The sequence below is a fragment of the Zavarzinia compransoris genome (genome assembly GCF_003173055.1).
Classification (GTDB): domain Bacteria; phylum Pseudomonadota; class Alphaproteobacteria; order Zavarziniales; family Zavarziniaceae; genus Zavarzinia; species Zavarzinia compransoris.
This window is the reverse complement of record NZ_QGLF01000005.1, coordinates 490,429-517,206: the sequence shown is the minus strand read 5'-3', so window position 1 is coordinate 517,206 and position 26,778 is coordinate 490,429. Positions and strand designations below refer to the sequence as shown.

Genomic DNA, 26,778 nt, shown 5'->3' with positions numbered 1-26,778 from the left:
CGAGAAAGCCCCGCCCTTCCCTCTCAACTGTTGCGCGCCGGCACCGCCACCGGGGCGGCGAAACGCGCCCGATAGGTCGCGGGCGCCACGCCGAAGCGGCGGCGGAAATGATGGCGCAGGCTCGCCGCCGCGCCGAAGCCGCAGGCCGATGCCACCTGCTCCACCCCGGCGCCGCCCTGTTCCAGCAGGTCGCGGGCCCGGCTCAGGCGCTGTTCCAGCAGCCATTCCCCCGGCGCCATGCCGGTCGCCGCCTTGAAGCGGCGGATGAAGCTGCGCAGGCTCATGCCCGCTTGCGCCGCCAGGTCGCCGACCGCATGGGGCCGGTCCAGGCTGGCCAGCACGCGGTCGATCAGGGGGCCGAGGCGCGCCTCGGCCGGCAGCCGCGGCACCGGGCGCTCGATGAACTGGGCCTGCCCGCCGTCGCGATGCGCCGGCAGCACCAGGCGCCGCGCCACCCGGTTCGCCGCCTCCGGCCCGAAATCGCGCCGCACCAGATGCAGGCAGAGATCGAGGCCGGCCGCCGATCCGGCCGAGGTCAGCACCTGCCCCTCGTCGACATAGAGCACATCCGGATCGACCGTCACGGCCGGATAGCGCTCCGCCAGCCGCGCCGCGTGGCGCCAATGGGTGGTCGCCCGCCGCCCGTCGAGAAGACCCGCCGCCGCCAGCACGAAAACGCCGGAACAGATCGACAGCAGCCGCGCGCCCCGGGCCGCCGCCGCCCGCAGCGCCGCGATCAGATCCGCCGGCACCGGGACATCGGCGCCGCGCCAGCCGGGCACGACGACGGTGCCCGCCCGGGCGATCAGGTCGAGGCCGCCATCGACCAGCAGGGCAATGCCGCCGGTCGCGCGCAAGGGGCCCGGCTCGATTCCGGCGACCGCGAACCGATACCAGCCGGCCCCCATTTCCGGCCGGTGCAGGCCGAAGATCTCGACCGCCAGACCGAATTCGAAGGTGCACAGCCCGTCATAGGCCAGGACGACGACCAGCCGGTCGGCCGAAGGATCGGGGGCGTCGTGTTCTGGCATGATCTGCACGATAATTGGCAATCGTGCCAGCTACCAGCCCGATCGCGCATCGCCGATCATGGCGGCGACCAGGAGAGCCCGCCATGCCCAATACCGTTACCAACAGTACCGTTACCGAAATCCCTGCCGCCGCCCCTGCCGAGGCCGAGGTCCATTTCCGCCGGAAACTGGCCTTCGAGACCGATTGCGCCGATGTCCACGCCGCCCTTGCCGCCGGTGCCGCGGATTTCGTGCTGCTCGACGTCCGCGGCCGCAAGGCCTATGCCCACGCCCATGTCCCGGGCGCGGTCAGCCTGCCGCACCGGGACATCGGCGAGAAGCGCCTGGCCGACTATCCGCCGGCCACCGTCTTCGTCGTCTATTGCGCCGGGCCGCATTGCAACGGCGCCGACCGGGCGGCGCTCCGCCTCGCCCAATTGCGCCGTCCGGTCAAATTGATGATCGGCGGCATGACCGGCTGGGCCGACGAAGGCCTGCCCTTCGCCGAAGGGACGTAAGGCGCGGCGGGCCGCAAGGGGTCCCGCCGCGCCCGCGGTCCTTAGCTTACTTCGCCCCGATGCCGGCCTCGGCCCGGGCGGCCGCGGCATGCAGGCGGTTGGCGGCGCTCGCCACCGCCTTCAGCGAGGCGATGGTGACATTGCGGTCGCGGCCGACGCCGAACAGGGTGAGGTTGCCCGCCCCCTTCATCTCGACATAGGTCACCGCCTCGGCATCGGCGCCCTTGCCGACCGCGTGCTGGCTGTAGTCGACGACTTCGAGGGCGATGCCCAATGCCTTGGCCAGGCTGTCGCAGAAAGCGTCGATCGGGCCGGTGCCGATGCCATGGGCTTCCTTCGCCTGGCCGTAGAGCTTCACATGGGTCGTGATCGTGCTGCGCTCGGTCGCATGGGTGTCGGGCAGGGTTACGTGGTCGACGAATTCGAGGGGGTATTTCGCCTCCAGATATTCCTTGCGGAACATCTCGAACAGGTCGCCGGCGGTCACTTCCTTGCCGGTGGTGTCGGTGTGGCCCTGGACCACGCGGCTGAATTCGATCTGCAGCTTGCGCGGCAGGTGCAGGCCGTAGTCCTCCTCCAGCAGATAGGCGACGCCGCCCTTGCCGGACTGGGAATTGACGCGGATCACCGCCTCGTAGCTGCGCCCCAGGTCTTCCGGGTCGATCGGCAGATAGGGCACTTCCCAGATCACGTCGTTCTGCTTGCGCCGGGCCCCCAGCCCCTTCTTGATCGCATCCTGATGGCTGCCCGAGAAGGCGGTGAAGACGAGGTCGCCCGCGTAAGGATGGCGCGGGTGCACCGGCAGCTGGTTGCAATATTCCGCCGTGCGGCGCAGGTCGTCGATGTCCTCGATCTCCAGCTCCGGATCGACGCCCTGAGTGAACATGTTGAGGGCGATATTGACGACGTCGACATTGCCCGTGCGCTCGCCGTTGCCGAACAGCGTGCCTTCCACCCGGTCGGCGCCGGCCATCATGCCCAGTTCGGCGGCGGCGACGCCGGTGCCCCGGTCGTTATGCGGGTGCAGCGACAGGATATAGCGCTCGCGCCACTTCACATTGTTGATGAACCATTCGATCTGGTCGGCATAGATGTTCGGCGTCGCCATCTCCACCGTTGCCGGCAGGTTGATGATGATCGGCTTTTCCGCCGTCGGCTGCCAGACGTCCATCACCGCCTCGCAGACTTCCTTGGCGAAGTCGAGTTCGGTGCCGGTGAAGCTCTCGGGCGAATATTCGAGGACGATCTCGGTCTCGGGGATCGTGTGCACCAGGCTCTTCACCAGTTCGGTGCCCTTCACCGCGATCTCGACGATGCCGGCCCGGTCCAGGCCGAAGACCACCCGGCGCTGCAAGGTCGAGGTCGAATTGTAGAGATGGACAATGGCCCGCTTGGCGCCGCGGATGGCGTCGAAGGTGCGGGTGATCAGTTCCTCGCGCGCCTGGGTCAGCACCTGGATGGTGACATCGCCCGGGATCTCGCCGTTCTCGACCAGGAAGCGGGCGAAGTCGAAATCGGTCTGCGAGGCCGAGGGGAAGCCGATCTCGATTTCCTTGAAGCCCATCTTCACCAGGGTGCGGAACATGCGCAGCTTGCGCTCGTGGCCCATGGGCTCGATCAGGGCCTGGTTGCCGTCGCGCAGATCCACCGAGCACCAGATCGGCGCCTTGGTGATCACTTTCGACGGCCAGCTGCGGTTCGGCAGATCGATCGGCTGGAAGGCGCGGTATTTCTCGATCGGCATGCGGGACATGGGGGTATTCCTTGGAATTTCGTGTCGTTAATCCGGTGTCGTGGTGTCAAGCGCGGGCGACGGCAGCAACCGCCGCCGGCCTAAGTCGCGCCAAGGCGCGCGACACGGCCCCGAGGATGGAGCGAGGCACGGCCAACGATCGGCATGAGAACGATCGACAGGCGCCGGATATACAGGAACAGGACATGGGAGAAACTTCGCGTAGATGGGACCATAGCACGATGTGGAACGAGGCGTTCCGCCCGACGCCGCAAGGCGCCGGTCAAATAAGTCGGCTAAGAAGGGTCCGGATCACGCTGGTCATCATGGCCACACCATGGACGCGCCCGGGGCCAAAGGTCAAGCGCGGATTTGCCGCCGGTCCCTTGACAAGCCGCAGGCGAAAGCCGGCCTCGGCGCTGCTCAATCGTAGAATATCGGTCCGATCCCGATCAACCTCATCCGCCCGTCATGAAAATCAAAACAAACACCATAATGCATCACGCCGACCACGACAGAAATATAATAAAAATAATTCCCATCAATATATGATTCTCCATAGCCCACTTCATAGGCCAAAGCCCTCACGCCATCTTTCCTTAATTCGAAAAAAAACGCATCGACCCACTCTTGATCGTTATGAGCGTAAGAGGCGCTCAAGTATTCTGAATTTTCCCGGCTGATCAGCAAATCGCTCCAAGCCGTGACGACCTCGCGGAAGACCCCGGTCGACACCCCCTCGACACGCAGATAGCCGCGATCCCCCAATGGCGGGCAGGCCCCGTCACGCGCCAGGGCCATCTCGGTGATTCCCCTGCCCAGCACCAAGACTCCCTTCGCGATGTCGACCTCGTCGCCAAGGACGACGCAGACGTCGCCCCGGACGAGTTTAGGCCGCGCCACCACTCGATATCGGGGCGCACCATCCATGATGGGACAACGTTCGACCACCGCCCCCGCGTCTTCGGCAAAGATCCAGGCAATTTCCGGCGGGTGTCGTGCTGCCTCATAATAAAGGCACGAAGCGGCTATGGCAGGCCGCAAAGACCAGACGGCGATCGGCAATAACAGTCCCAGCACCACGCGCTTGAACATTTTCGCCCTTTCGCCCTCCCGCCACTGGATATTGGCAGAATACCGCCACGATCTTACCCACATGCCCCACGGGCATCGAGCACGATTGCGCCTTCCGTCGACATCAAGCCACGGTCGAGGTTTCGCAGCCCGCGAAAGCTACAAGGATATCGGCGGCGATGCGGTCACCGGAAGCACCGCGGGGAATCCCCCTATGAGTTAAGCTCTTCATGAAATCGATATCAGAAGGGGCAGATCATATCCACTCGCCCCCCTGCCCCGGGTGCCGGTGGTGGCCCTATTGAGTCAGCGGCGCGGCTGAAACGGCGGGAGCCGGCACAGCGGGGGCCTGAGCGGCCGGGGCCGGCCCCGGGACCAGGGTGATGCTCACCGGCGAGTCGTATTTATTGTCCGCCCCCGCTCGCCAAGGCGAGGCTGACAACGGAAATTTGTGCGATACGCTTCATTTGTCCCACTATCCCGAATCAAGATCAAAAACATATTCGTTTGATAAATAAATACTCCATATTGACTACTTTTAAGGGAATTTCGGCACGGGCAGGGTCTATGCCGCCTCTTCCGTGGTTGGCAGGGCGGGCGCAGACGAGGACAGATCGACCCCGATCAGGATAAACCCGTCACCAAAAACAGCCGAAGGGTGCAAGAAACAGCCGCATGCAAACAGGAATACTTTGGATCTTGATCTCCAGGCGGTCACACACCACTCTTCCATAGGCCGGGCGGGGCGCAACAACGGCGAAGGACACGAAGAGCCATGAAAATCTTCAAGTGTCAGCAATGTGCCCAGATTCTGTATTTCGAGAATGGAACCTGCGTCGGCTGCCGGCACCGCCTCGGTTATCTTCCCGACCGCGGGCAGATGTCGGCGGTCAGGCCGGACGGCACCGACTGGGTGGCGCTGGCCGCGCCGGAAGGGCGCTATCGCTTCTGCGCCAATTGGGAACTGTCCGCCTGCAACTGGATGGTGCCCGCCGGGGGCGGCGAGACCTATTGTCTCGCCTGCCGGCACAACCGCACCATTCCCGACGTCTCCGACCCGGACAATCACCGCAAATGGCAGCAGATCGAGGAGGCGAAACGCCGCCTGTTCTACAGCCTGATCAAGCTGCGCCTGCCCCGGCCGGTGAGTGGCGACGGGCACCCCGAACCGCTGGTCTTCGATTTCCTGGCCGATCGCCCGGACGGCGGCGAGAAGGTGCTGACCGGCCATGACCAGGGGCAGATCACCCTGGCCCTGAACGAGGCCGACAGCGTCCGGCGCGAACAGATGCGCGCCGGTATGGGCGAGGCCTATCGCACCCTGCTCGGCCATTTCCGCCACGAGATCGGCCACTATTACTGGGACCGGCTGGTGCGCGACGCCGGCAACCTCGAAAGCTGCCGCGCCCTCTTCGGCGACGAGCGCACCGACTACGGCGAAGCCCTGCAACGCCATTACGACAACGGCCCGCCGGCGGACTGGCAGCAGCATTACGTCAGCGCCTATGCCACCATGCACCCGTGGGAGGATTGGGCCGAAAGCTGGGCCCATTACCTCCACATCGTCGACACGCTGGAAATGGCCGGCGCCTTCGGCATCGCCATCGCGCCCGAGGTGGACGACGACGGCACCATGGAAACCAATATCGACTTCGATCCCCACAAGGCCCACAGGATCGCCACGGTGGTCGACGCCTGGCTGCCCCTCACCTTCGCGGTGAACAGCCTCAACCGCTCCATGGGCCAGCCCGATCTCTATCCCTTCGTGCTGCCGCCGGATGCAGTGGCCAAGCTCGGCTATATCCACGACCTGATCCGGCAGGGCCGGTAAGGCGGGAGGAGGGAACGATGGACCTCATCCGCATCCTGCTGGCGATCCTCCTGCCGCCGCTCGGCGTATTCCTTCAGGTCGGGATCGGCCTGCACTTCTGGCTGAACATCCTGCTGACCATCCTCGGCTATATCCCGGGGATCGTTCACGCCGTCTGGGTGATCGCCCGGAAATAGCGGGCGGGGGCGGGCCCCGCCCGCTCCCCTCAGATCAGCTTGGCCGCCGGGGGCGAGAGATTGTCGAAGGCCGGCTGCCGCTTCTGGCTGCGGGCGGCGATCGCTTCCGGCAGGTCGACCGTCAGCAGCATGGCCGAATTCCAGGTCGCGATGTAATTGAGCCCGTCCGCCACCGAATGGTCGCGGCTGTAGTTCAGCATTTCCTTGGTCCCGGCGATGGCCAGCGGGCTGTGGCCGGCGATCTCGGCGGCGATCGCCATCACGCCGTCCAGCATCGCCTCGTGGCTGTCGAACAGCTGGTTGACCAGGCCGACCTGATGGGCGCGTTCCGCCCCCAGGCGCCGGCCGGTGAAGGCCATCTCGCGCACCACCCCTTCGGGCACGATCTTGGGCAGGCGCTGCAGGGTGCCGACATCCGCCGTCATGCCGATATTGATCTCGGCGATATGGAAGAAGGCGTCCCGGGTCGCAAAGCGCATGTCGCAGGCCGAGACGAGATCGACGCCGCCGCCGATGCAGCCGCCCTGGATCGCCGCCAGCACCGGAAAGCGCATGCGCTCGATGATCGAGAAGCACTCCTGAAGGTTCAGGATCTTGCGGCGCAATTCCTCGCGCTTGCGGCCCTCTTCCTCGACGGCGGGGGCAAGGTTGGCGAAGACCGCGAGATCCATGCCGGCGGTGAAATGCTTGCCGGTCGAGGACAGCACCGCCACCCGCACCGCCGGGTCGGCGGCCAGGGCGTCGAAGATGGTCAGGATCTCGGACCAGAAGGCCGGGATCATCGAATTGAACTGCTCCGGCCGCTTCAATTGCAGATGGGCGATATGATTACTGACGGTGACGTCGAAAGCCTGATACGCCATGGTCTCTCCCCTTTGGCTTTTGCCTTGGCCTAGCACGGAACGCGGCGGCCCCAAAGCCCCACGCCAAGCCCCCAGGCTGACGCGACGTCCGCGCCCCCCGCCTTGACACGCCCATCCGAGCGTTGCACGAAAGCACTCGGGCATAGAAGGAACCGAAACGTGAGCGCGCGGCAGACCGACATCATTCCCCTGCTGGAATCGAGCCCGGGCACGCGCCGCCAGTTGACCGTGCACCGCTACGGCACGCCCGGCCGCGGCCCGAAAGCCTATCTCCAGACCGGGCTGCATGCCGACGAATTGCCCGGCCCGGTGGTGGTGCAGCATCTCCTGCCCCTGCTCGACGACGCCGCCACTGCCGGCCGCATCCGGGGCGAGATCGTGGTGGTGCCCCACGCCAATCCGATCGGCCTGTCGCAATATCTGTTCGGCAAGCACGCGGGCCGTTTCGAGTTCGACAGTCTGGGCAATTTCAACCGCCACTACCCGGATCTGGCCGGCCCAGTGGGCGATGCCGTCGCCGAACGCCTGACCGACGATGCCGCCGGCAATATCGACCTGATCCGCGGCGAATGCCGGCGCCTGCTGGCCGCCCGCACCCCGCGCACCGAGGTCGAGCACCTGCGCCTCGAATTGATGAAGCTGGCGGTCGATGCCGATATCGCCCTCGACCTTCACTGCGACGATGTCGCCGCCATGCACCTCTACCTCGGCACGCCGCTCTGGCCCGATGCCGCCGATCTCGCGGCCGAGCTTGGCGCCGTCGCCGTACTGCTTGCCGAAGTATCGGGGGGCGAGCCGTTCGACGAGGCGATGGGCGGCATCTGGTGGCAATTGGCGAACCGCTTCCCCGACCGGCCGGTCCCGCCGGCCTGCCTGTCCGCGACCGTCGAACTGCGCGGCGACCGCGATGTCGGCGACGATCTGGCCGCCCTCGATGCCGCCGCCCTGTTCCGCTTCCTCGAACGGCGCGGCCTGATCGCCGGCGCTCCCGGCCCCCTGCCCCCGGCGCTCTGCGATGCGACACCGCTCGACGGCACCGATATCCTGGCCTGCCCCTGCGGCGGCGTGCTGATCTTCCACCGCCAGGTGGGGGACAGGATCGCGGCGGGCGATACGGTCGCGACCATTCTCGATCCCACCACCGGCGCCCGCACGGCCCTGATCAGCCGGGCCGCGGGCGTGCTCTTCGCCCGCGCCGGCCATCCGCTGGCCCGCCCCGGCCTGCCCGCGGCCAAGGTCGCCGGCCCCCTGCCGCTGGCGCATCGCACCGGCGCCCTGTTGACACAATAAACGGCAAAAGCCCGAGGAGAGAGAGCCATGGCCATCAACTACGACGAGATCATGAAGCTGGAGTCCGGCCCCTGGACCGTGACCTATACCGACCGCGAGACCATGCTCTATGCCCTTGGCCTCGGTCTCGGCCTCGATCCGCTGAACCCGAACGAACTGCCCTTCGTCTATGAGAACGGCCTGAAGGTCCTGCCGACGCAGGCGACCGTGGTCGCCTGGGACAATACGCTGCTGGCGAAATCCGGCGTCAACTTCATCATGGTGGTGCACGGCGAGGAACGCCTGAAGGTCCACGCCCCCCTGCCCAGCGAAGGCACCATCGAATGCCGGGGCAAGGTCACCGGCTGTTACGACAAGGGCGCCGGCAAGGGCGCGCTGCTGCTCGCCGATACCGAGATCCGCGACCAGGCGACCGGCCAATTGCTGATCACCGTCGGCATGACCATCTTCGCCCGCGGCGACGGCGGCTTCGGCGGCCCGGCCGGCGGCGGGCCGGAACCGCACAAGCTGCCCGAGCGGGACGTGGAAAAGGCCATCGCCTACCGGACCCTGGAATCCCAGGCCCTGATCTACCGCCTGTCGGGCGACCGCAACCCCCTGCACGCCGATCCGAACTTCGCCCAGATGGCGGGCTTCCCGCGGCCGATCCTGCACGGGCTCTGCACCTACGGCAACGCCTGCCGCGCGGTGGTCGAGGCCTACTGCGACTTCGACCCGACCCGCATCGTCGAATTCAACGCCCGCTTCTCCGCCCCCGTGTTCCCGGGCGAGACGCTGGAAACCCAGATGTGGCGCGACGGCGACGTGGTCTCCTTCCGCACCCGCATCGTCGAGCGCGACGTGATCGCCATCAACAACGGCAAAGCCGTGATCAAGGGGTAAGACCATGAGTGAAGCCCGCCTGCTGCCGGCCGCCACCGTCCTTCTGCTGCGCGACGGCGCGGGCGGGCTCGAAGTCTTCATGGTCCAGCGCCACTACCAGATCGATTTCGCCGGCGGTGCCCTGGTCTTCCCCGGCGGCAAGGTGGATGCCCGGGATTACGCCCCGGACCTGCGCCCCCGCCTTGCCCCGGCCCCGGCCCTCCGCGACGACCTGATCCCCTTCGCCATCGCCGCCATCCGCGAATCCTTCGAGGAATGCGGCATTCTCCTGGCCCGGCCCGCAGGCTCGGACGCACTGGTCGACGCCGAGCGCCTGACCGCGATCGAGGCGCGCTGGCGCGAGCCGCTGGCCAAGGGCAGCATCGGCATTCTCGACGTCGTCGCGGCCGAGGACCTGACCCTCGCCCTCGACCGCCTCACCCATTATTCCCATTGGGTGACGCCCGGCTTCATGCCGAAACGCTTCGATACCCATTTCTTCCTGGCGGTGGCGCCGGCCGACCAACTGGCCCTGCACGACGGCGGCGAGACGGTGGACAGCATCTGGATCCGCCCGGACGACGCAATCGCCGAGGCGATCGCCGGCAAGCGCTCGGTGATCTTCCCGACGCGCATGAACCTGTCCGTGCTCACCCGCGACGGTGATGCCGCCGGTGCCGTCGCCCGTGCCGCCGGAAAGCCCCCGGTCCGGGTCGAGCCCTGGATCGAGGACCGCGAGGACGGCCAGTTCCTGGTCATCGGGGCGGAGGCCGGCTACGACCGCACCGCCGCCCCGATCTCCGAACTGAAGTAATCAGAAGAATATCGAGGGGAGCCGCCATGTCCGATGAAACCACACCCGTCCTGATCGGCGTCGGCCAGGTCACCCAGAAGGACGTGGACCCGCGCGAGGCCCGCGGCCCGATCGAGATGATGCGCGATGCCGCCCGTCTCGCCGCCGAGGACGCGGGCATCGGCGCCGCCGGCCTCGGCCGGATCGACCGGCTGGCGGTGGTGCGCTTCATGTCGGGCAATTACGCCGATCCGGTCGCCCTGCTGGCGGAGACGCTCGGCGCCCATCCGGTGGATAGGGTGCATACCGCGGTCGGCGGCAATTCGCCCCAGATGCTGGTGAACGAGACGGCGGAAAAGATCGCCCGGGGCGAGACCCGTCTCGCCCTTCTCGCCGGGGCCGAGGTGCTGTCGACCATCACCCGCGCCCAGAAGCAGGGCATCGACACTCCCTTCAGCGCCATCACCCTGACCGAGGAAGACCGCAACGGTTCCCTGCCGGTCGAACTGGCCCACGGCCTGTTTCCGCCGGTCAATGTCTATCCGCTGTTCGAGAATGCGCTGCGCGCCAAGCGCGGCCGCAGCCTGAAGGCGCATCTGAAGAAGATCGGCGATCTCTTCGCCCCCTTCACCAAGGTCGCCGCCGCCAACCCCAATGCCTGGTTCCCGATCGAACGCACGGCCGAGGAACTGGTAACGCCGGGCGCCCGGAACCGCTTCGTCGGCTATCCCTATACCAAGCTGGTCAATGCCATCATCGAGGTCGACCAGTCGGCCGCCGTGCTCATGGCTTCCGTCGCCGAGGCGAAGCGCCTGGGCGTCCCGCGCGAGAACTGGGTTTATCTCCACGGCTGCGCCGACGCCAAGGACCATTGGTACGTGCTGGAGCGGGTGAACTACCACTCCAGCCCGGCGATCCGCACCATGGGCCGCGAGGCTTTCGCCATGGCCGGCAAGACCGTGGCCGACATGGCCTATTTCGACATTTATTCCTGCTTCCCCTCGGCGGTGCAGATCGCCAAGCAGGAATTGGCCCTGCCGGAGGTCGACGAAATCCCCCTGACGGTGACCGGCGGCCTGCCCTATTTCGGCGGGCCCGGGAACAATTACGTCATGCATTCGATCGCGGAAATGGCGCGGCGGCTGCGCGCCGATCCGGGCACCTTCGGGCTGGTCACCGCCAACGGCTGGTATGTGACCAAACATGCCGCCGGCATCTATTCGACCGCGGCGCCGGCGCGGCCCTTCGCCCGCAAGCCCCCCGACCTCTATCAGGCCGAGATCGACGCCGAGCCGAAACCGGCCCTGGCCCTGGAACCGGCGGGCGATGCGCGCATTGAGACCTATACCGTCGTCCATGGCCGCGACGGCGAACCCTTCATGGGCATCGTCATCGGCCGGCTCGGGGACGGCAGCCGTTTCGTCGCCAATACGCCCGCCGACGCCGATGTCTTCGACCTGCTGCTCGACGGCGAGGCGATCGGCCGCAAGGGCAAGGTGACGAGCGACGGCGGCCAGAACAGCTTCGATCCGCGGTAGGGACCCCATGCGCATCGCCAGCCTCGTTCTTTTCCTGATCGGGCTGGCGCTGCCGGCCCGGGCCGGCGATTTCCCCGACAAGGGCGACCCCGCCGAAGCCACCCGCCGCACCCTGGCGACGGCGGATGGCCCCCGCGACTATCTGGTCCAGCCCCTGCCCGGCCGGGGCCCCCGGCCCGTGGTCATCCTCCTGCACGGCGGCACCCAGGAGGCGCGGCAGATCTGGAAGCAGACCAGCCTCGCGACCATCGCCCGGCGCGAGGGCTTCATCCTGGTCGCCCCCAACGGTCTCGACCGCCACTGGAACGACGGCCGGGGCGCCACCATCGCCGCCGGGCCGCCCTCGACGGCGGACGACATCGGCTTTCTGCTTGCCGTGATCGACGACGTCGCCCGCCGCGACGGCGGCGATCCCCGGACCGTGTTCATGGCCGGGGTTTCCAACGGCGGCTTCATGGCCATGGCTTTCGCCTGTTCCGGCCGCTTCCAGTTGAAGGCCGGCGCCAATCTGATCTCGAACCTGCCGGCGGCCGCGGTCGGTGCCTGCAAGGCCGCGCCCACGCCCTGGCTGTCGCTGAACGGCACCAGCGATTCCGTCATCCCCTTCGCCGGCCAGCCGGCGGGAACGGTCCGCCGGGGCGAGGAACAGCCGGCCCTGCTGTCGGCGGACGAGACCTTCCTGTTCTTCGCCGCCCGGGCCGGCTGCGCCCGCGAAACGCTGCGCGACCGCCTGCCCGACCTCGACCCCGGCGACGGTTCCTGGGTCGAGCGCAAGACCCACCCCTGCCCGGGCGCGCGCAGCGCCGTCCAATACATCGTCCACAACGGCGGGCATGTGACGCCGGGCCTCGCCCTCGGCCCGGTGCTCGGGCGCATGCTCGGCGGGGTCAACATGGATGTCGATACCGGCAGCCTGCTCTGGTCCTTCTTCGGCGACCAGCGGCGCTGATGGTGTAAAACCACGCTTTGAAACTTCGGAAAGCACCGCGCCCCGCCCTCGCCTAGCCTTTTCCGGCAACGGATGGGAGGGCGGCGATGATCGCAGGCGTGGTTCCGGCCCGGCAGGGCCTGGCGGTGCGGCTGAAGCGCGGCGAGGTGCTGAAGGTGATCAATACCCACGGCAACCAGGTGGTCGATTTCTGGGCCTTCGCCGAGGCCGACCCGCGCGAATTCATGTCCATGGAACATTGCCACACCCGCCTGCTGCGCCTGATCCCGCGGCCCGGCGATCTTCTGGTCACCAACCGGCGCCGCCCCATCCTCGCCTTCGTCGAGGATACCTCGCCCGGCATCCACGATACGGTGATCGCCGCCTGCGACAGCCATCGCTACCGGGAATTGGGCTGCACCGGCCCCCACGACAATTGCACCGACAATCTGTTCGACGCCCTGCGCCGCGCCGGGGCGGAGGCGCCGGAATGCCCCGCCCCCTTCAACCTGTTCATGAATGTGCCGGTCGGGCCCGACGGCAGCCTCGCCTTCGTCGCCCCCGTCTCGCGGCCCGGCGACCATGTCGCCTTCAGGGCCGAGATGGACTGTATCGCCGTCATGTCCGCCTGCCCCATGGACATCACGCCGGTGAACGGCATGGCCCCGACAGAGGTCCATTACGCCGTCGTCTGAGACGGCTGGAACCCGGGCCGCTTCGCCGTATTCTCTTCATGGTCACAACAAAAGAGGAGAGCGGCATGTCCCGCGGTGTCCTGATCGGCATCATCATCGTGCTCGCCGGCGTCGGCGGCTTCTTTGCCTATAAGACCTACGAGAAGGACCAGAACACCCTCTCGATCGAGATCGGGTCCGAGGGGGTGAAGGTCGAAACCCCGAAGTAAGGCCCTGCCCCGGCTCCGGCCGGGGCATTCCCTTGCCCATAATCAACACAATAAATATGTATTCCAAGATCTTGATTCACACCAAATTGTGAAACAACTATGGACAACGGAAATATTCTGCAATTCCCGTGGGGAGATTGTATAAATGAGTAAGGTCGCACCCCAGGACCAGGCCAACGTCTTCTGGTTCCTGCCGACCCATGGCGACGGCCGCTACCTTGGCACCGGCAAGGGTGGGCGGGCCGTCGATCTCGACTATCTGACCCAGATCGCCCAGGCGGCGGACCGGCTCGGCTATTACGGCGTCCTGATCCCCACCGGCAAGAGCTGCGAGGACAGCTGGCTGGTCGCCTCTGCCATGGTGCCGGTGACGAAGCGCCTGCGCTATCTGGTCGCCGTCCGTCCCGGGCTGCAGCCGCCGACCCTGGCCGCCCGCATGACCGCGACGCTGGACCGCCTGTCCAGCGGCCGCGCCCTGATCAATGTGGTGACCGGCGGCGACCCGGTCGAGAACAAGGGCGACGGCATTTTCCTGTCCCATGCCGAACGCTATGAAGTGACGCGCGAATTCCTGAACGTCTACAAGCGCCTGCTGGCGGGCGAGACGGTGGATTTCCACGGCAAGCACATCCAGGTCGAAGGGGCGCAGCTCCTGTTCCCGCCGGTCCAGGCCGGCGGTCCCCCGCTCTATTTCGGCGGCTCCTCGCCCGAGGCCAACCAGGTGGCGGCGGAAACCGTCGACAAATATCTGACCTGGGGCGAACCGCCCGCCGCCGTCGCGGAAAAGATCAGCACGGTGAAGGCGCTGGCCGATGCCGAGGGGCGCAAGGTCAGCTTCGGCATCCGCCTCCACGTCATCGTGCGCGAAACCACGGCGGAAGCCTGGGCGGCGGCGGACCAGCTGATTTCCCATGTCGACGAAGCCACCATCGCCTCGGCCCAGAAGATTTTCTCGCGCATGGATTCCGAAGGCCAGCGCCGCATGTCGGCGCTGCACGGCGGCCAGCGCGACAAGCTCGAAGTCAGCCCCAACCTCTGGGCCGGGGTCGGCCTGGTGCGCGGCGGCGCCGGCACCGCCCTGGTCGGCGATCCGGAAACCGTGGCCGCGCGCATCAAGGAATATATGGCGATCGGCATCGACAGTTTCGTCCTCTCCGGCTACCCGCACCTCGAGGAAGCCTATCGTTTCGCCGAACTGGTGTTCCCCCTGCTGCCGCTGGCCCATGATGCGCCGGCGACCGGCAGCGCCGGCGTCAACACCGGCCCCTTCGGCGAAACCATCGCCAACGATATCCGCCCGCAGGAAGTCCGCCGGGCGTCGCAGTCGTGACCATGCCCGCGCCGTTCCGCCGCCGGCGATGTAGCTGATCCGGGCGGGTCCCCCTCCCCGGGGGGAACCCACCCCATCCCATGACCGAAACACCGCCACGCGGGCACAACCCGCGAATACCTGACTATTGCCGATCGAGGGCCGCCATGACCAAACGCATTCACGCCAACCGCCGCCAGCTGCTCGCCGGGATCGCCGCCGGCGCCCTGGCCGTTCCCTTCGTCCGCGGCGCCCGCGCCGCCGGGCTGGACGAGATCCGCATCGATTTCGCGACCTATAACCCGGTCAGCCTCCTGCTCAAGGATAAGGGCTGGCTGGAAGAGGAATTCAAGGCCGACGGCACCAACATCCGCTGGGTGCAGTCGCTCGGCTCCAACAAGGCGCTGGAATTCCTCAATGCCGGTTCGCTGCATTTCGGCTCCTCCGCCGGGGCCGCCGCCCTGATCGCCCGCATCAACGGCAATCCGGTGAAATCGGTCTATGTCTATTCCAAGCCGGAATGGACCGCGCTCGTCACCCGCAAGGACACGGGCATCGCCGCGCCGGCCGACCTCAAGGGCAAGCGGGTCGCCGTCACCCGCGGCACCGATCCCCATATCTTCCTGATCCGGGCGCTGGCCGAGGCCGGCCTCAAGGAAGCGGACGTGAAGCTCGTCCTGCTCCAGCACGGCGACGGCAAGGCGGCGCTGATCCGCGGCGATGTCGATGCCTGGGCCGGCCTCGACCCGATCATGGCCGCGGCCGAGGTCGACGACGGCGCCACCCTGTTCTTCCGCAAGCCCGACTGGAACACCTATGGTGTCCTCAACACGCCGGAGACCTTCGCCGCCGAACAGCCGGCGATCGTCCGCCGCGTCCTCGCCGTCTACGAGAAGGCCCGGCAATATGCGATCGCCAACCCGGCGGAAGTGACCGCGGCCCTGGTCGCCGTCGCCAAGCTGCCCGAGCCGGTGATCGCCCGCCAGCTCGGCGAACGCACCGACCTCTCGAACAGCCGCATCGGCCAGGCCCAGCGCGACACCATCCTGGCCGCCGGCCTCGCCCTTCAGGAAGCGGGCGTGGTCAAGGCCGATGTCGACGTAAAGGCCGTGACCGGCGCCCTGCTGGTCGAGGACTTCAACACCGCCGCCGGCTGAGGACCGCGACCATGGCCAGCCTCGACCTGCCGCTTCCCGCCCCGCCCCGGCGCCTGGCCGTAACCCCCTGGGTTCTGGCGCTGGCGCTGCCGCTCCTCCTCGGCGCGGGGTGGGAGGCGGCGGTGGCGGCCGGCCTCGCCTCCGGGCGGCTGCTGCCGCCGCCCAGCCGCATCGCCGCCACCCTGTGGGACCTGGCGGCGAGCGGCGAATTGTCGGCCCATGTCCTCGCCACCCTCGGCCGGGTCGCGGCCGGTTTCGCCCTGGGAGCGGCGGCCGGCATCGCAATCGGCGCCGCGGCCGGCTATTCCCGCCTGTTCCGGTACTTGGTCGATCCCTCGTTGCAGGGCTTGCGCGCCATTCCGTCGCTGGCCTGGGTGCCGCTGTTCATCCTCTGGCTCGGCATCTTCGAGGAATCGAAGATCGCGCTGATCGCCATCGGCGTGCTCTTTCCGGTCTATCTGGGCGTCTCCGGCGCCATCCTCTCGGTCGATCGCCGCATCGTCGAAGTCGGCCGCGTGTTCCGCCTGAAGGGGCTGGAACTGGTCGGCCGGGTGCTGCTGCCGGCGATCTTGCCCGCCACCATCCTGGCGCTGCGCACCGGCCTCGGCCTCGGCTGGATGTTCGTGGTCGCGGCCGAGATCATGGGGGCGTCGGAGGGGCTTGGCTATCTGCTGGTCGATGGGCAACAATTGGGCAAGCCCGACCAGATCCTGGCCGCCATCATCGTCTTCGCCCTGCTCGGCAAGCTGACGGACGGTCTGGTGGTGGCGGTGACCGCGCCCTTCCTGCGCTGGCAGGATGCTTTTGGTGGAGTTGCGTAATGCTGACCCTGTCCGGCCTCGGCAAGACCTATCCCGACGGCACCGAAGCGCTGCGGGGGATCGACCTTTCGATCGCCGAGGGCGAGATCGTCGCCGTCCTCGGCGGCTCGGGCTGCGGCAAGAGCACCTTGCTGCGCCTCGTCGCCGGCCTGGACCGGCCGAGTGCCGGCGATGCCATCCTGGACGGCACGCCGATCACCCGCCCGCATGAGGCGGTGGGCGTGGTCTTCCAGGAACCCCGCCTGTTCCCCTGGGCCCGGGTCGCGGACAATGTCGGCTTCGGCCTTCGCCACCTGCCCAAGGCCGAGCGCGCCCGGCTGGTCGAGGCGGAACTGGCCCGCGTCGGCCTGGCCGGCGCCGGCCACCGCTGGCCGCGCGAATTGTCCGGCGGCATGGCGCAGCGCGTCTCGCTGGCCCGCTCGCTGATCGCCAATCCCCGGGTGCTGCTGCTGGACGAACCCTTCTCCGCCCTCGACGCCCTGACCCGCGCCGGCTTGCAGGACCATCTGGCCACGCTCTGGTCCTATCACCGCCCGACCCTGATCCTGGTCACCCACGACATCGAGGAAACCCTGGTCCTGGCCGACCGGGTGGTCGTGCTGCGTCCGCGCCCCGGCCGCATCGACACCGTGATCGACATCGACCTCGCCCGCCCGCGCGACCGCGACTCCGCGGCTTTCGAACAGGTGAAGCGCGGCCTGCGCCGCGCCCTCGACCAGTCGCTGGGCGTCACCCACGACGATGCCCGCGCCGAGGCGGCGGAGTAACATGAGCCATTTCCAAACGCCCCGCGTCGCCGTGATCGGCGGCGGCTTCACCGGCGCCGCCTTCGCCGCCCAGCTTGCCGGCAAGGCCCGGGGGCCCGTCGCCATCGATATCGTCGAGCCCCGCACCGACCTCGGCCGCGGCGTCGCCTATGGCACCGCCGACCCGGCCCATCGCATCAACGTCCCCTCGACGCGCATGTCGGTCTATCCCGACCAGGAAGACCATTTCGACCGCTGGCTGCAACGCCAGGCCGATGTCGATGCCGATGCCGCCCTGCCGGACGGCCGCGTCTTCCCGCGCCGCGAATTGTTCGGCCGCTATGTCGGCGAAACCCTGGCGGCAGCGCTGGCCGCCCGCCCCGACATCGCCTTCCGCCACCACCGCGACCGGGCGCTCGCGATCGCCGAGGCCGGCGGCACCTATCGCATCACGCTCGGCAGCGGCGACATCGTGACGGCCGATCTCATCGTCCTTGCCGCCAGCCATCCGCCGCCGGCCCCGCCGGCGCTCCTCGCCGCCCTCGACGGCGCGCCCGGCTATGTCGCCGATCCGTGGGCGCCGGCGGCGCTGGCCGCCATCCCGCCCGAAGCCGCGGTGCTGATCGTCGGCACCGGCCTGACCATGGCGGATATCGTCGCCTCGCTGGAACTCCAGGGCCACCGCGGGCCGATCACCGCCGTCTCGCGCCGGGGCCTGCTGTCGCGCGGCCATGTCGCACGCCCGGTGGAACGCTTCGGCCAGTTCACGGCGCCGCCCTCGCACAGCGCCCTGCACCTGCTGCGCCGGATCCGCGCCACCGTCCGCGCCGCCGCGGCCGAGGACCAGCCCTGGCAGGCCGTGCTCGATGCCGTGCGCAGCGATGCGCAGGAGATCTGGCAGCACCTGCCCCTGGCCGAACAGGGCCGGCTGCTGCGCTTCCTACGTCCCTTCTGGGATGTCCACCGCTACCGCGTCGCCCCCCAGGCCGAGGCGGCGATCGAGCGCGCCCGGGCCGCCGGGCGCTTCCGCCTCGTCACCGGCCATCTGGCGGCGGCGCGGCCCGGGATCGAACTCGAGGTGGCGCGCGGCAACGGGCGCCTGTCCCTGAAGGGCGACGCCCTGGTGGTCGCCACCGGGCCCGGCCACGGCAGCGTGATCGCCACCAGTCCCGCGCTGCAAAGCCTTGCCGACGCCGGGCTGATCGCCGGCGACGCCCTGGGCCTCGGCCTCGCCACCGACCGGGACGACCGCGCCCTCGATGCCCGGGGCCGGCCCAACGCCCGCCTTCTGGTCGCGGGGCCGCTCGCCCGCGCCGCCTGGGGCGAATTGATGGGCCTGCCCCAGGTCTCGCTCCATGCCGCCCGCGTCGCCGACCATGTCGCCGCCTGGGCCGCCACCGGCACTCAAAGGCTGGCGGCCAGCGCCTCCAGCTGATCGGTCGCCTTGCCCCAGCCCGCGTGGAAGCCCATGTCCTCGTGCATCTTGCGGTCTTCCACGGTCCAATGGCTGACCCTTGCAATGTAGCGGGTCCCGCCCGCCTCGTCGGCCAGGGTGAGGGTCACGGTCATGAACGGCTTTTCCGCCGGTTCCCAGGCGCTGACATAGGCGTCGGTGAAGACCAGGCGCTCGTTCCGCACCACTTCGAGATAGACGCCCCGGTTGGGCGGCAGGGGCGTGCCGTCCGGATCGGCCATGATCACCAGGTTGGCGCCGCCTGGGGCGACGTCCAGTTCGGCATGGATGGTCGAATAGGGCGCCGGCGTGAACCAGCGCTTCAGCAGCTCCGGTTCGGTCCAGGCGCGATAGATATTTTCCCGCCGCGCCTTCAGCAGGCGGCTGAGCACCAGATCCCGGTCACCGGTCGCCATCGTCTTCACCTTTCTCGATTGCCTGTCCCAGGCACGCAACGGCACGCCCCGATCCGACAGGCAGCGCAAAATCACCGGGGCGCCGCCGCCCCCGCCATCAGCCGGTCCAGGTTGCGGCGGATATGCGCCGCCTCGGCGGCACTATGGGCAAGGGCGATCGCCTTGTCGAAGGCGGTCTTCGCCTCGTTCCCCCGGCCCAGTTGCCAGAGCAGCGCCCCCCGCAGCCCGTGAAAGTGGAAATAGCCGGCAAGCGAGGCGCCCAGCGGCTCGACCATGGCCAGGGCGGCCGCCGGCCCCCGCGCCTTCGAGACCGCCACCGCCCGGTTGAGGGTCACCACCGGCGACGGCTGCACCCGTTCGAGCACGGCATAGAGCAGGTCGATCCGGGCCCAGTCGGTGTCTTCCGGCCGCGCGGCCCGGGCATGCAGGGCCGCGATCGCCGCCTGCAGCTGATAGGGCCCGGGGGCGCGGTGGCGCAGGGCTTTCTCGACCAGGGCCAGCCCCTCGGCGATCAGCTTCGGGTCCCAGCGGGTGCGCTCCTGTTCGTCGAGCAGGACGACCTCGCCCGCGGCATCGAAGCGGGCGGCATGCCGCGAATGCTGCAACAGCATCAGGGCGACCAGCCCCATCACTTCCGCCTCGGCCGGGAACAGGCGCAGCAGCAGGCGCCCGAGGCGGATGGCATCGGCGCACAGGCGCTGGCGGTAATCGCCGTCGCTTGCCGAATAGCCCTCGTTGAAGATCAGGTAGATCATGGTGCCGACGGCGAACAGCCGCGCCGCGCGCTCGTTGGCGTCGGGCGCCGCGAAGGGGATGTTCGCCCGCCCGACCCGCGCCTTCGCCCGGGTGATGCGCTGTTCCATCGCCGCCTCGGACACCAGGAAGGCGCGGGCGATCTGCGGCACGGTGAGACCGGCGACGATGCGCAATGCCAGCGCCACCTGCTGGGTATTCGGCAAGTCCTTGTGGCAGCAGATGAAGAGCAGGCGCAGCACGTCGTCCCGGTATTGGGACTCGTCCAGCCGCTCGGCCAGCGGCGCCTCGGCATCGTCGAGGTCGGAAAGCACCTCTTCCGGCGGCAGGGGCTGCTGGCGGGCGCGCCGGCGCAAGCCGTCGAGGGCGGCATTGCGCCCGACCAGGATCAGCCAGGCGGCGGGATCGCGCGGCGGCCCTTTCGCCGGCCAGGTCTTCAAGGCGCGCAGGCAGGCGTCCTGATAGGCTTCCTCGGCAAGGTCCAGATCGCGGAAATAGCGCAGCAAGGCGCCCACCGCCCGGGGCCGGGCCGCCAGCAGGGCGCCCTCGATCCAGGCGCCGTCGAGACCGCCGACCTCGCTCATGCCCCCCGCCGGTCGGGATTGTAGAGGCCGATCGGCCGCAGTTCATAGGCCCCGCCCGGATTGGCCGAGGCGAGATCGCGGGCGATCGCCAGGGCCTCCTTCAGGTCCTCGACCTCGATCACGTAGAAGCCGAGCAATTGTTCCTTGGTCTCGGCGAAGGGCCCGTCCATGACCAGGGCCGGCTCCTGGCTCTTCCTCAGCGTGGTCGCCGCCGTCGTCGGCAGCAGGCGAAGCGAGGGCCCCATCTTGCCCGCGGCGATCAGCGGCCCCTGGACCTCGGCCAGGCGGGCCATGACCGCCTCGTCCTGTTCCTTGCTCCAGGACCAGACGACGTCTTCCTCGTGATAGCAGAGAATGGCATAGAGCATGGCGGCAACTCCTTCCGGTCCGAGGACGGCGCAGTATGCCGGATGCCGACAGGAGGCCGGAAAAAATCCGTCAGGCGAAATCCGTCAGGTCAGGCCGCGCTCCCGGGCGATCCGGTCCCAGGCGGCATTGATCCGGGCCAGGCGCTCGGTCGCCACCGCGATGAATTCCTCCGGCATGCCCTTGGCGACCAGCAGGTCCGGGTGATGCTCGCGCACCAGCTTCCGGTAGGCGGCCTTGAGGGCGGCCACCTCCATGTCGCGGCTGACGCCGAGGACCGTATAGGGATCGCTGCGGTCGGGGCCCAGATGGGCGGCGCGGATCGAGGCGAAGGCCGCCTCGGAAAAGCCGAAGATGTGCGCGACGTCCTCGATGAAGGTGATTTCCGCCTGATGGATGACCGCGTCCGCCTTGGCGATGTGGAACAGCCCGTCCAAAAGTTCTTCGAGCACCACCATGTCGTCGCCCATCACCGCCTTGATCTGGGCGGCATAGGGCTCGAAACCGGCGGCATCCTCCTTCGCCTTGTCGAAGATGCGGGCGACATGGCTGATCTCGCTTTCCGGCACGTGGAAGACTTCGCGGAAGGCGCGGATCTCGTCCTGGGTGACACGGCCGTCCGCCTTGGCCATCTTGGCCCCGAGCACGATGACGCCGACGACGAAGGCGACCCGCCGGGTCTGGGCATTGGCGTCGCCGTCGCGCCGGGGGACGGCCTGGCCGGCCTCGGCGATAGTGTCGACCGCATGGCCGGCGAGACCGCCCAAGAGTGCCCCGATCGGCCCGCCGAGCGCGAAGCCCGCCGCGCTGCCGATGATCTTGCCCCAGATGGCCATGCCTTGCCGATTGCCCCGTTTGCGATAAGTCTGTGCATTAGATGGTGTCGGGCGGGGCTGCCGCAACGCAAGAGGACAAGATGACCGGAGTTATGCTGATCACCGGCGCCAGCCGGGGCCTCGGCCGCGGCTTCGCCGAACATTATGCCGCCGCCGGCTGGCGCGTCCATGCGGTGACCCGGAACGGCGCCGCGCTGGCCGGCCTTGCCGGCGTCGAGATCCACGCATTGGACATCACCGACCGCAAGGCGATCGCGACCCTGCGCACCCGCTTCGCCGAGGAAAAGCTCGACCTCGTCGTCAACAATGCCGGCGACTGGGGCCCCGGGGCCCAGGACCTCGGCCCGATCGATGCCGAGGCGTGGATGGCGGTGCTGCGCCTGAACACCCTCGCCCCCTATTACGTCGGCGAAGCCCTGGCCGATCCCCTGGCGCGGGGCCGCGGCACCCTGGTCACGATCAGCAGCGGCCTCGCCTCGATCGAAGACAACCGCAGCGGCGGCGACTATGTCTACCGCTCGTCCAAGGCGGCGGTGAACATGGTGGTGCGGTCGCTGGCCCGCGACCTCGCCCCCCGGCAGATCACGGTCGTCGCCCTCAGCCCCGGCTGGGTGCGCACCGCCATGGGCGGCGACCAGGCGCCGCTCTCGGTCGAAGAAAGTGTCGCCGCCATGCGCCGCACCATTGCAGGCCTGACCTTAAAGGACAGCGGCAAGTTCCTGAATCCGGAAGGAAAAACCCTGCCCTGGTGAGCGCCACCCGGCGGTGCGCCGCAGCGACGATTTCGGGTTTTCAAGTTCCGGATTCTGCGTAACCATCAACTCACCTCACCGAAGAGAAATGGAAAGGGTGCAATGACTGCAAACCACCTCCTCACCGGTGTCGTCTTCACCTTTCTGATGGCGCTGGTCGTCGGACTTGTCTAGGCACCCCCTAGCACCACAGTCACACAGGCGCGAATGGTGAAAAACGGGGCGTCTCCTTGTGGGAGCGCCCCGTTCCATTTCCGGGTGATCCTTTTTTACTGTAGGCCTGCCGCCTTGACCTTGCCGCTGTGGCAAGGTTCAGCCTGTGCTGGACGCCCCAACCCGGAAATGCCTCATGACCGCTTTTACCGCCGCCGCCGCCGAGGATTACGACGACCGCATCCGCCGCATGGCGCCCGGCTACGATCTCGCGCTCGACTTGATCGTCGCCCTGGCCCGCCAATGCTTTCCGGCCGAAGCCCGGGTATTGCTGGCCGGCTGCGGCACGGGCAGCGAATTGCTGCGGCTGGCGGCGGCGGGCCCGGGCTGGCGCTTCACCGCGGTCGAGCCTTCCGCCGCCATGCTGGAGGGCGCCCGCGCCAAGGTGGCGGCGGCCGGCCTCGGGCCCCGGGTCGATTTCGTCGAAGCCCTGCTGGCGGATGCGCCGCCGGCCGCGCATGACGCGGCGGTCAGCGCCCTCGTCCTCCATTTCCTGCCCGACGATGGCGCCAAGGCCGGTTTCGTCGCCGACCTCGGGCGCCGCATGCGGCCCGGCGCCCCCCTGCTGCTGACGGATTATGCCGAGGCCGGCCTGCCCGCCGGCAGCTACGACCGCTGGCTGCTGGACCGGGGCGTCGCCGCCGAGGTGGTCGAACGGGCCGCGGACTGGCGCCGCCGGGTCTGGCAGCCGGTCACGCCGGCGCGGGTCTCGGCCCTGCTGGCGGCCGCCGGCTTTGCCGAGGCCCGGCCGTTCTTCCAGGCGCTCGGCTTTCAGGGCTGGCTGGCGTCGGCCGGGGCGTCGCCCTCGCCGTAATGATCCATATGGCCTTCGATCAGGCGGCCGAACCAGGCGCGGAAGCGGCTGCGCGCCTCGGGCGAGCCGTCGCGGCCGGCGGCAAGGCGCAGGGTCTGGCCCATGATGCCGTCGCCATAGGCGGCACTGGCGACGAGCAGGACGATGTTGGCCGTGTCCTCCTCCGCCGGCACCGGCTTGCCCTCCTCCCCGGCATAGGCGACGCGCATGTCGTGGATGACCCGGATCAGTTCCGCGATCATCTGTTCCGAAAAGCGCCGGTTGTCGTGGCCGTGTTCCAGCGTCAGCCAAGCGGCGAGGCGGGCATAGCCGCGCTCGGACAGGACCTCGAACACTTTCTGCATGATCACCGTGGCCTCGGGCCCGCCGCCCGCGGGCGGGGCCAGGGCGGCCAGCACGTCGCGCTTCAACTGTTCGGTCGCGCGCAGCGCCAGCGCCCGCACCAGCCCGTCCCGGCTTTCGAAGTGGTGCAGGATCGCCGAATGCGACAGGCCGACGTCGCGGCCGATATCCTGCAGCCGCAGCCCTTCCGGGCCGAGGCTGGTCAGCCGCGCCTCGGCGGCGTCCAGGATCTGCCGCCGCGCCTCTTCCGAGGTCCGGCGGACCCGTTTCGCGCCAACCGCACTCGTCATCGAAACAACCCCTATTGACGGGCCGGACTCCGACCCCATCTATTGACAAGAATGTAAGCAGAAACTACCGTCAACCATCATAAAGAACAATTCCCGGCGAATGCCATGCCCCGTGCCGGGAGAAAGGGCAAACCCATGGAAACGCGCCGCCCCTACCGTCCGCTCGAAGCCTTCCGTGCCCTGCGCGCCCTGTTGCGCGACAAGGAAGACACGGCCCAGGTCTTCCGCATCATCGATGCCCTGGGCGGGCCGGCCTTTACCAAGCTCTACCAGCGGTTCCGCCGCCTGCCGGGCGCCCTTGCCCTGATCGAGCGCGAGCGCAGCCTGTGCGACGTGCTGTCCGACCGGGCCTATCTCGCGAGCCTGCCCGAGGGCAGCCTCGGCCGCGCCTATCTCGCCTTCGTCGAGCGCGAGCAATTGACCGCCGACGGCCTGGTCGCCGCCAGCGAGGAAGGCCACGGCGAGCGCGAGATCATCGATCCCCTGCAGCGCCGCTTCGGCGAGCGGCTGCGCGATTCGCACGATCTTTACCACGTGCTCGGCCAATACGGCCGGGACGGCATGGGCGAAGTCTGCGTGCTCGCCTTCACCCACGGGATTTCGGGCAACCCGGGCATCCTGCTGGTCATCCTCGGCGGGATTCACAAATTCCGCCAGGAACTGCCCGGGCAGCCGGTCGCCGCCATGGCCCGGCAGGCGTGGAAGATCGGCCGCGCCGCCACCTTCCTGCCCGCCGCGGACTGGGAAGCCCTGCTGCCCCAGCCGCTGGCCGAGGTGCGCCGCCAGCTCAACATCGGCACGCCCACGCTCTATCACGCGTCGGGCCTGATGGGCTCGGAACGCCTGCCCCAGGGCATGCCGGCCGCCGCCTGAACGCTCCCCCGCCCGCTTCCCGGGCCGCCCATAAAAAAAGCGGCCCGGCGTGGAGTATCGCCGGACCGCCCTAACCTGGGTCCTTCCCATTTCGGTCCCATATGGCCCATCGCACCCTCCCCAGCGTGCTTCGGACCATGACCGGGGATTTTTTGTTCTTTCCCCCGGCTTTCCCTGACGGCCGCTTGTTGTTTTGGTCCGCCAAAGATCCGCATCTCACCGCCTGATCGCCGCAATTTTTTTGCTGTGGTCGATTCAAGCGTTTGCGTTTTCTTTCGTCGGACGCATCATGCCTCCATGACGGGGAGGAATGCAACACCAGAAGTTACCGCAACTGCGTCACGCAGGCGCAGCATGGATCGTCTTGCCATGCTGGCCTCGGCGCTGCTGCATGTGCTCGTCCTGCTCGCCTTCCTGCTGCGCCTGCCCGAGGGCGATATCGCCGGCGCCGGCGGCATGGCGGTCGATGTCGTCTACGACGTCCCGGGCGAGGCCACTTTGGGCGACGGCCAGGACGCCGCCGCCGAGGCGGCGCCCGCGCCTGCGCCCGAGACACCGACCCCGCCCCGGCCGGAACAACAGGCTGCGGTCCCGGAACCGCCGACCCCCGAGCCGCCGCCCGAGCCGGTTTCCGACGTCCCCGACCCGACCCCGGTGAAACCGCCGCCGCCGAAGCCGCGGCCGGCCAAGCCGCCGGTGCCGAAGCCGGTGGCCACGCCGGCGCCGGCGGCGCCGCCCGCGGCCCGCACGGTGCCGGCCGCCCTGCCCGGCAGCGGCACCGGCGCCGTCACCACGGGCGAGGGCCAGGGCACCGCGGCCGGGGCCGCCGATCCCAATGCCGCCGCCGGCGACCTTGCGGGCGACGGCGGCCCGGCCGGCAACGGCGTCCCCCGCATCGCCCGGGGCAAGGACCTGGCGGAGGCGGAAATGCGCAACCGCCTGATCGGCAACACCCTGTCCGGCATGATGGGCAGCCGCGACGGTGCGGCCGGCCGTTTCGACGTCGAATGGCAGGCCTATGTCCGGCCGGACGGCACGGTGATCGCCCGGGTTCACTACAAGGCGATCGGCAAGAAGGGGACGATGGAAGAGCGGGTCGTCACCGAAAAGGGGATCTGGACGCTGGAGAACGGCACCATGTGCCTGAAGTTCGAAAAGCAGATCGACTTCGGGGCCAAGGATTGTTTTCGCGTCCAGGATGTAGACCGGAAGATGGCGTTCTACTATGCCTCCTGCCCCTACCATGCCTCGGATCGCTGCAACTCCGGCCGGCTCGGCCAGTTCGGCGAGGTGCTTTCGGGCAACGCCTTCGGCCTATAATCCGCTTCGGCGGACGGCGCGATTGACGGCGGATGCAACCGACCGCTACAAACGCGCTCGTGTCCCCGTAGCTCAGCAGGATAGAGCACAGGATTCCTAATCCTGGGGCCGTGAGTTCGAATCTCGCCGGGGACACCATCGCTCGCTTCCGAGCGGTGAATCGGCGGCGGCGGAGTTCATCTTGCACCTGACATACAGGCCCCCCTTGCTCGATG

28 protein-coding genes and 1 tRNA gene are annotated in these 26,778 nt (G+C 68.4%); 20 read left to right on the top strand and 9 right to left on the bottom strand.

Annotation, left to right across the window (positions count from 1 at the left end; genetic code table 11):
* Window positions 1-23: 23 nt before the first annotated feature.
* Window positions 24-1,031 (bottom strand): transcriptional regulator FtrA, encoded by a 1,008-nt coding sequence (gene ftrA, locus DKG75_RS19450; protein ID WP_109922915.1) that lies wholly within the window; start codon window positions 1,029-1,031, stop codon window positions 24-26.
* A gap of 83 nt (window positions 1,032-1,114) precedes the next feature.
* On the opposite strand from ftrA, the gene DKG75_RS19445 reads away from it, so the two are divergent.
* Entirely contained in the window at window positions 1,115-1,528 is a 414-nt protein-coding gene (locus DKG75_RS19445; RefSeq protein ID WP_109922816.1) for a rhodanese-like domain-containing protein, read from the top strand.
* Window positions 1,529-1,574: 46 nt separating this feature from the next.
* On the opposite strand, the gene leuA is transcribed toward DKG75_RS19445, so the two are convergent.
* Window positions 1,575-3,281, bottom strand: a complete 1,707-nt coding sequence (gene leuA, locus DKG75_RS19440) for a 2-isopropylmalate synthase (RefSeq protein ID WP_109922815.1) — start codon at window positions 3,279-3,281, stop codon at window positions 1,575-1,577.
* A 402-nt stretch (window positions 3,282-3,683) separates the two neighbouring features.
* On the bottom strand, window positions 3,684-4,355 hold the full coding sequence (locus DKG75_RS19435) for a hypothetical protein (protein ID WP_109922814.1): 672 nt from the start codon (window positions 4,353-4,355) through the stop codon (window positions 3,684-3,686).
* A gap of 754 nt (window positions 4,356-5,109) precedes the next feature.
* Between DKG75_RS19435 and DKG75_RS19430 the strand changes: the two genes are divergently transcribed.
* Entirely contained in the window at window positions 5,110-6,165 is a 1,056-nt protein-coding gene (locus tag DKG75_RS19430; RefSeq protein ID WP_109922813.1) for a zinc-binding metallopeptidase family protein, read from the top strand.
* A gap of 17 nt (window positions 6,166-6,182) precedes the next feature.
* The gene (locus DKG75_RS19425; RefSeq protein ID WP_109922812.1) at window positions 6,183-6,341 is read left to right on the top strand and encodes a YqaE/Pmp3 family membrane protein; all 159 of its coding nucleotides are present in this window, start codon (window positions 6,183-6,185) and stop codon (window positions 6,339-6,341) included.
* A gap of 29 nt (window positions 6,342-6,370) precedes the next feature.
* On the opposite strand, the gene DKG75_RS19420 is transcribed toward DKG75_RS19425, so the two are convergent.
* Window positions 6,371-7,204 (bottom strand): crotonase/enoyl-CoA hydratase family protein, encoded by an 834-nt coding sequence (locus tag DKG75_RS19420; protein ID WP_109922811.1) that lies wholly within the window; start codon window positions 7,202-7,204, stop codon window positions 6,371-6,373.
* 159 nt (window positions 7,205-7,363) lie between these two features.
* Here DKG75_RS19420 and DKG75_RS19415 point away from each other — a divergent pair, with 159 nt between their 5' ends.
* From DKG75_RS19415 to DKG75_RS19365, 12 genes are all read left to right on the top strand, one after another.
* A complete protein-coding gene (locus DKG75_RS19415; RefSeq protein WP_243746409.1) occupies window positions 7,364-8,494 on the top strand; it encodes a succinylglutamate desuccinylase/aspartoacylase family protein in 1,131 nt (376 codons plus the stop codon).
* Between the two features lie 27 nt (window positions 8,495-8,521).
* Complete coding sequence (locus DKG75_RS19410) at window positions 8,522-9,376, top strand: MaoC family dehydratase (RefSeq protein ID WP_109922810.1); 855 nt, start codon at window positions 8,522-8,524, stop codon at window positions 9,374-9,376.
* Window positions 9,377-9,380: 4 nt separating this feature from the next.
* Window positions 9,381-10,169: an NUDIX hydrolase gene (locus DKG75_RS19405; RefSeq protein ID WP_109922809.1), complete on the top strand. Its 789-nt coding sequence runs from the start codon at window positions 9,381-9,383 to the stop codon at window positions 10,167-10,169.
* Between the two features lie 26 nt (window positions 10,170-10,195).
* Entirely contained in the window at window positions 10,196-11,686 is a 1,491-nt protein-coding gene (locus tag DKG75_RS19400) for an acetyl-CoA acetyltransferase (protein WP_109922808.1), read from the top strand.
* Window positions 11,687-11,693: 7 nt separating this feature from the next.
* Window positions 11,694-12,635 (top strand): CE1 family esterase, encoded by a 942-nt coding sequence (locus tag DKG75_RS19395; protein WP_109922807.1) that lies wholly within the window; start codon window positions 11,694-11,696, stop codon window positions 12,633-12,635.
* 86 nt (window positions 12,636-12,721) lie between these two features.
* Window positions 12,722-13,309, top strand: a complete 588-nt coding sequence (locus DKG75_RS19390; RefSeq protein ID WP_109922806.1) for a DUF1989 domain-containing protein — start codon at window positions 12,722-12,724, stop codon at window positions 13,307-13,309.
* A gap of 65 nt (window positions 13,310-13,374) precedes the next feature.
* Entirely contained in the window at window positions 13,375-13,518 is a 144-nt protein-coding gene (locus tag DKG75_RS23070) for a hypothetical protein (protein WP_166646280.1), read from the top strand.
* Between the two features lie 145 nt (window positions 13,519-13,663).
* On the top strand, window positions 13,664-14,848 hold the full coding sequence (gene ssuD, locus DKG75_RS19385; protein WP_109922805.1) for an FMNH2-dependent alkanesulfonate monooxygenase: 1,185 nt from the start codon (window positions 13,664-13,666) through the stop codon (window positions 14,846-14,848).
* A gap of 146 nt (window positions 14,849-14,994) precedes the next feature.
* Window positions 14,995-15,984: an aliphatic sulfonate ABC transporter substrate-binding protein gene (locus DKG75_RS19380; RefSeq protein ID WP_109922804.1), complete on the top strand. Its 990-nt coding sequence runs from the start codon at window positions 14,995-14,997 to the stop codon at window positions 15,982-15,984.
* An 11-nt stretch (window positions 15,985-15,995) separates the two neighbouring features.
* The gene (locus DKG75_RS19375; RefSeq protein ID WP_109922803.1) at window positions 15,996-16,805 is read left to right on the top strand and encodes an ABC transporter permease; all 810 of its coding nucleotides are present in this window, start codon (window positions 15,996-15,998) and stop codon (window positions 16,803-16,805) included.
* Window positions 16,805-17,572 carry an ABC transporter ATP-binding protein gene (locus DKG75_RS19370; protein WP_109922802.1) on the top strand — a complete coding sequence of 256 codons (768 nt, stop codon included), beginning with the start codon at window positions 16,805-16,807 and terminating at the stop codon, window positions 17,570-17,572. Before DKG75_RS19375 ends, DKG75_RS19370 begins: the two co-directional genes overlap by 1 nt.
* Before the next feature lies 1 nt (window position 17,573).
* A complete protein-coding gene (locus tag DKG75_RS19365) occupies window positions 17,574-18,986 on the top strand; it encodes an FAD/NAD(P)-binding protein (RefSeq protein ID WP_208111894.1) in 1,413 nt (470 codons plus the stop codon).
* Here the strand turns inward: DKG75_RS19365 and DKG75_RS19360 are convergent.
* From DKG75_RS19360 to DKG75_RS19345, 4 genes are all read right to left on the bottom strand, one after another.
* Entirely contained in the window at window positions 18,956-19,420 is a 465-nt protein-coding gene (locus DKG75_RS19360; protein WP_109922800.1) for an SRPBCC family protein, read from the bottom strand. The two genes, DKG75_RS19365 and DKG75_RS19360, sit on opposite strands and share 31 nt — an antisense overlap.
* A 71-nt stretch (window positions 19,421-19,491) precedes the next feature.
* Window positions 19,492-20,757: an RNA polymerase sigma factor gene (locus DKG75_RS19355; protein WP_109922799.1), complete on the bottom strand. Its 1,266-nt coding sequence runs from the start codon at window positions 20,755-20,757 to the stop codon at window positions 19,492-19,494.
* Window positions 20,754-21,125 carry a YciI family protein gene (locus tag DKG75_RS19350; RefSeq protein WP_109922798.1) on the bottom strand — a complete coding sequence of 124 codons (372 nt, stop codon included), beginning with the start codon at window positions 21,123-21,125 and terminating at the stop codon, window positions 20,754-20,756. Before DKG75_RS19350 ends, DKG75_RS19355 begins: the two co-directional genes overlap by 4 nt.
* Before the next feature lie 84 nt (window positions 21,126-21,209).
* Window positions 21,210-21,959 (bottom strand): TerB family tellurite resistance protein, encoded by a 750-nt coding sequence (locus DKG75_RS19345; RefSeq protein WP_109922797.1) that lies wholly within the window; start codon window positions 21,957-21,959, stop codon window positions 21,210-21,212.
* 80 nt (window positions 21,960-22,039) lie between these two features.
* Between DKG75_RS19345 and DKG75_RS19340 the strand changes: the two genes are divergently transcribed.
* Together DKG75_RS19340 and DKG75_RS19335 are read left to right on the top strand one after the other, a co-directional pair.
* Window positions 22,040-22,711, top strand: coding sequence for an SDR family oxidoreductase (locus tag DKG75_RS19340; RefSeq protein WP_109922796.1), 672 nt, complete (start codon window positions 22,040-22,042; stop codon window positions 22,709-22,711).
* A 349-nt stretch (window positions 22,712-23,060) separates the two neighbouring features.
* Window positions 23,061-23,738 carry a class I SAM-dependent methyltransferase gene (locus DKG75_RS19335; protein ID WP_109922795.1) on the top strand — a complete coding sequence of 226 codons (678 nt, stop codon included), beginning with the start codon at window positions 23,061-23,063 and terminating at the stop codon, window positions 23,736-23,738.
* Here DKG75_RS19335 and DKG75_RS19330 read toward each other — a convergent pair.
* Window positions 23,696-24,370 (bottom strand): TetR/AcrR family transcriptional regulator, encoded by a 675-nt coding sequence (locus tag DKG75_RS19330; protein WP_166646279.1) that lies wholly within the window; start codon window positions 24,368-24,370, stop codon window positions 23,696-23,698. The two genes, DKG75_RS19335 and DKG75_RS19330, sit on opposite strands and share 43 nt — an antisense overlap.
* Window positions 24,371-24,505: 135 nt before the next feature.
* Between DKG75_RS19330 and DKG75_RS19325 the strand changes: the two genes are divergently transcribed.
* The 3 genes from DKG75_RS19325 to DKG75_RS19310 all read left to right on the top strand — a co-directional run bounded on the left by DKG75_RS19325 (window position 24,506) and on the right by DKG75_RS19310 (window position 26,701).
* Window positions 24,506-25,243 (top strand): Coq4 family protein, encoded by a 738-nt coding sequence (locus tag DKG75_RS19325; protein WP_166646278.1) that lies wholly within the window; start codon window positions 24,506-24,508, stop codon window positions 25,241-25,243.
* A 354-nt stretch (window positions 25,244-25,597) separates the two neighbouring features.
* A complete protein-coding gene (locus DKG75_RS19315; RefSeq protein WP_133636720.1) occupies window positions 25,598-26,563 on the top strand; it encodes a hypothetical protein in 966 nt (321 codons plus the stop codon).
* Between the two features lie 61 nt (window positions 26,564-26,624).
* A tRNA-Arg gene (locus tag DKG75_RS19310) sits at window positions 26,625-26,701 on the top strand.
* Window positions 26,702-26,778 lie beyond the last annotated feature (77 nt).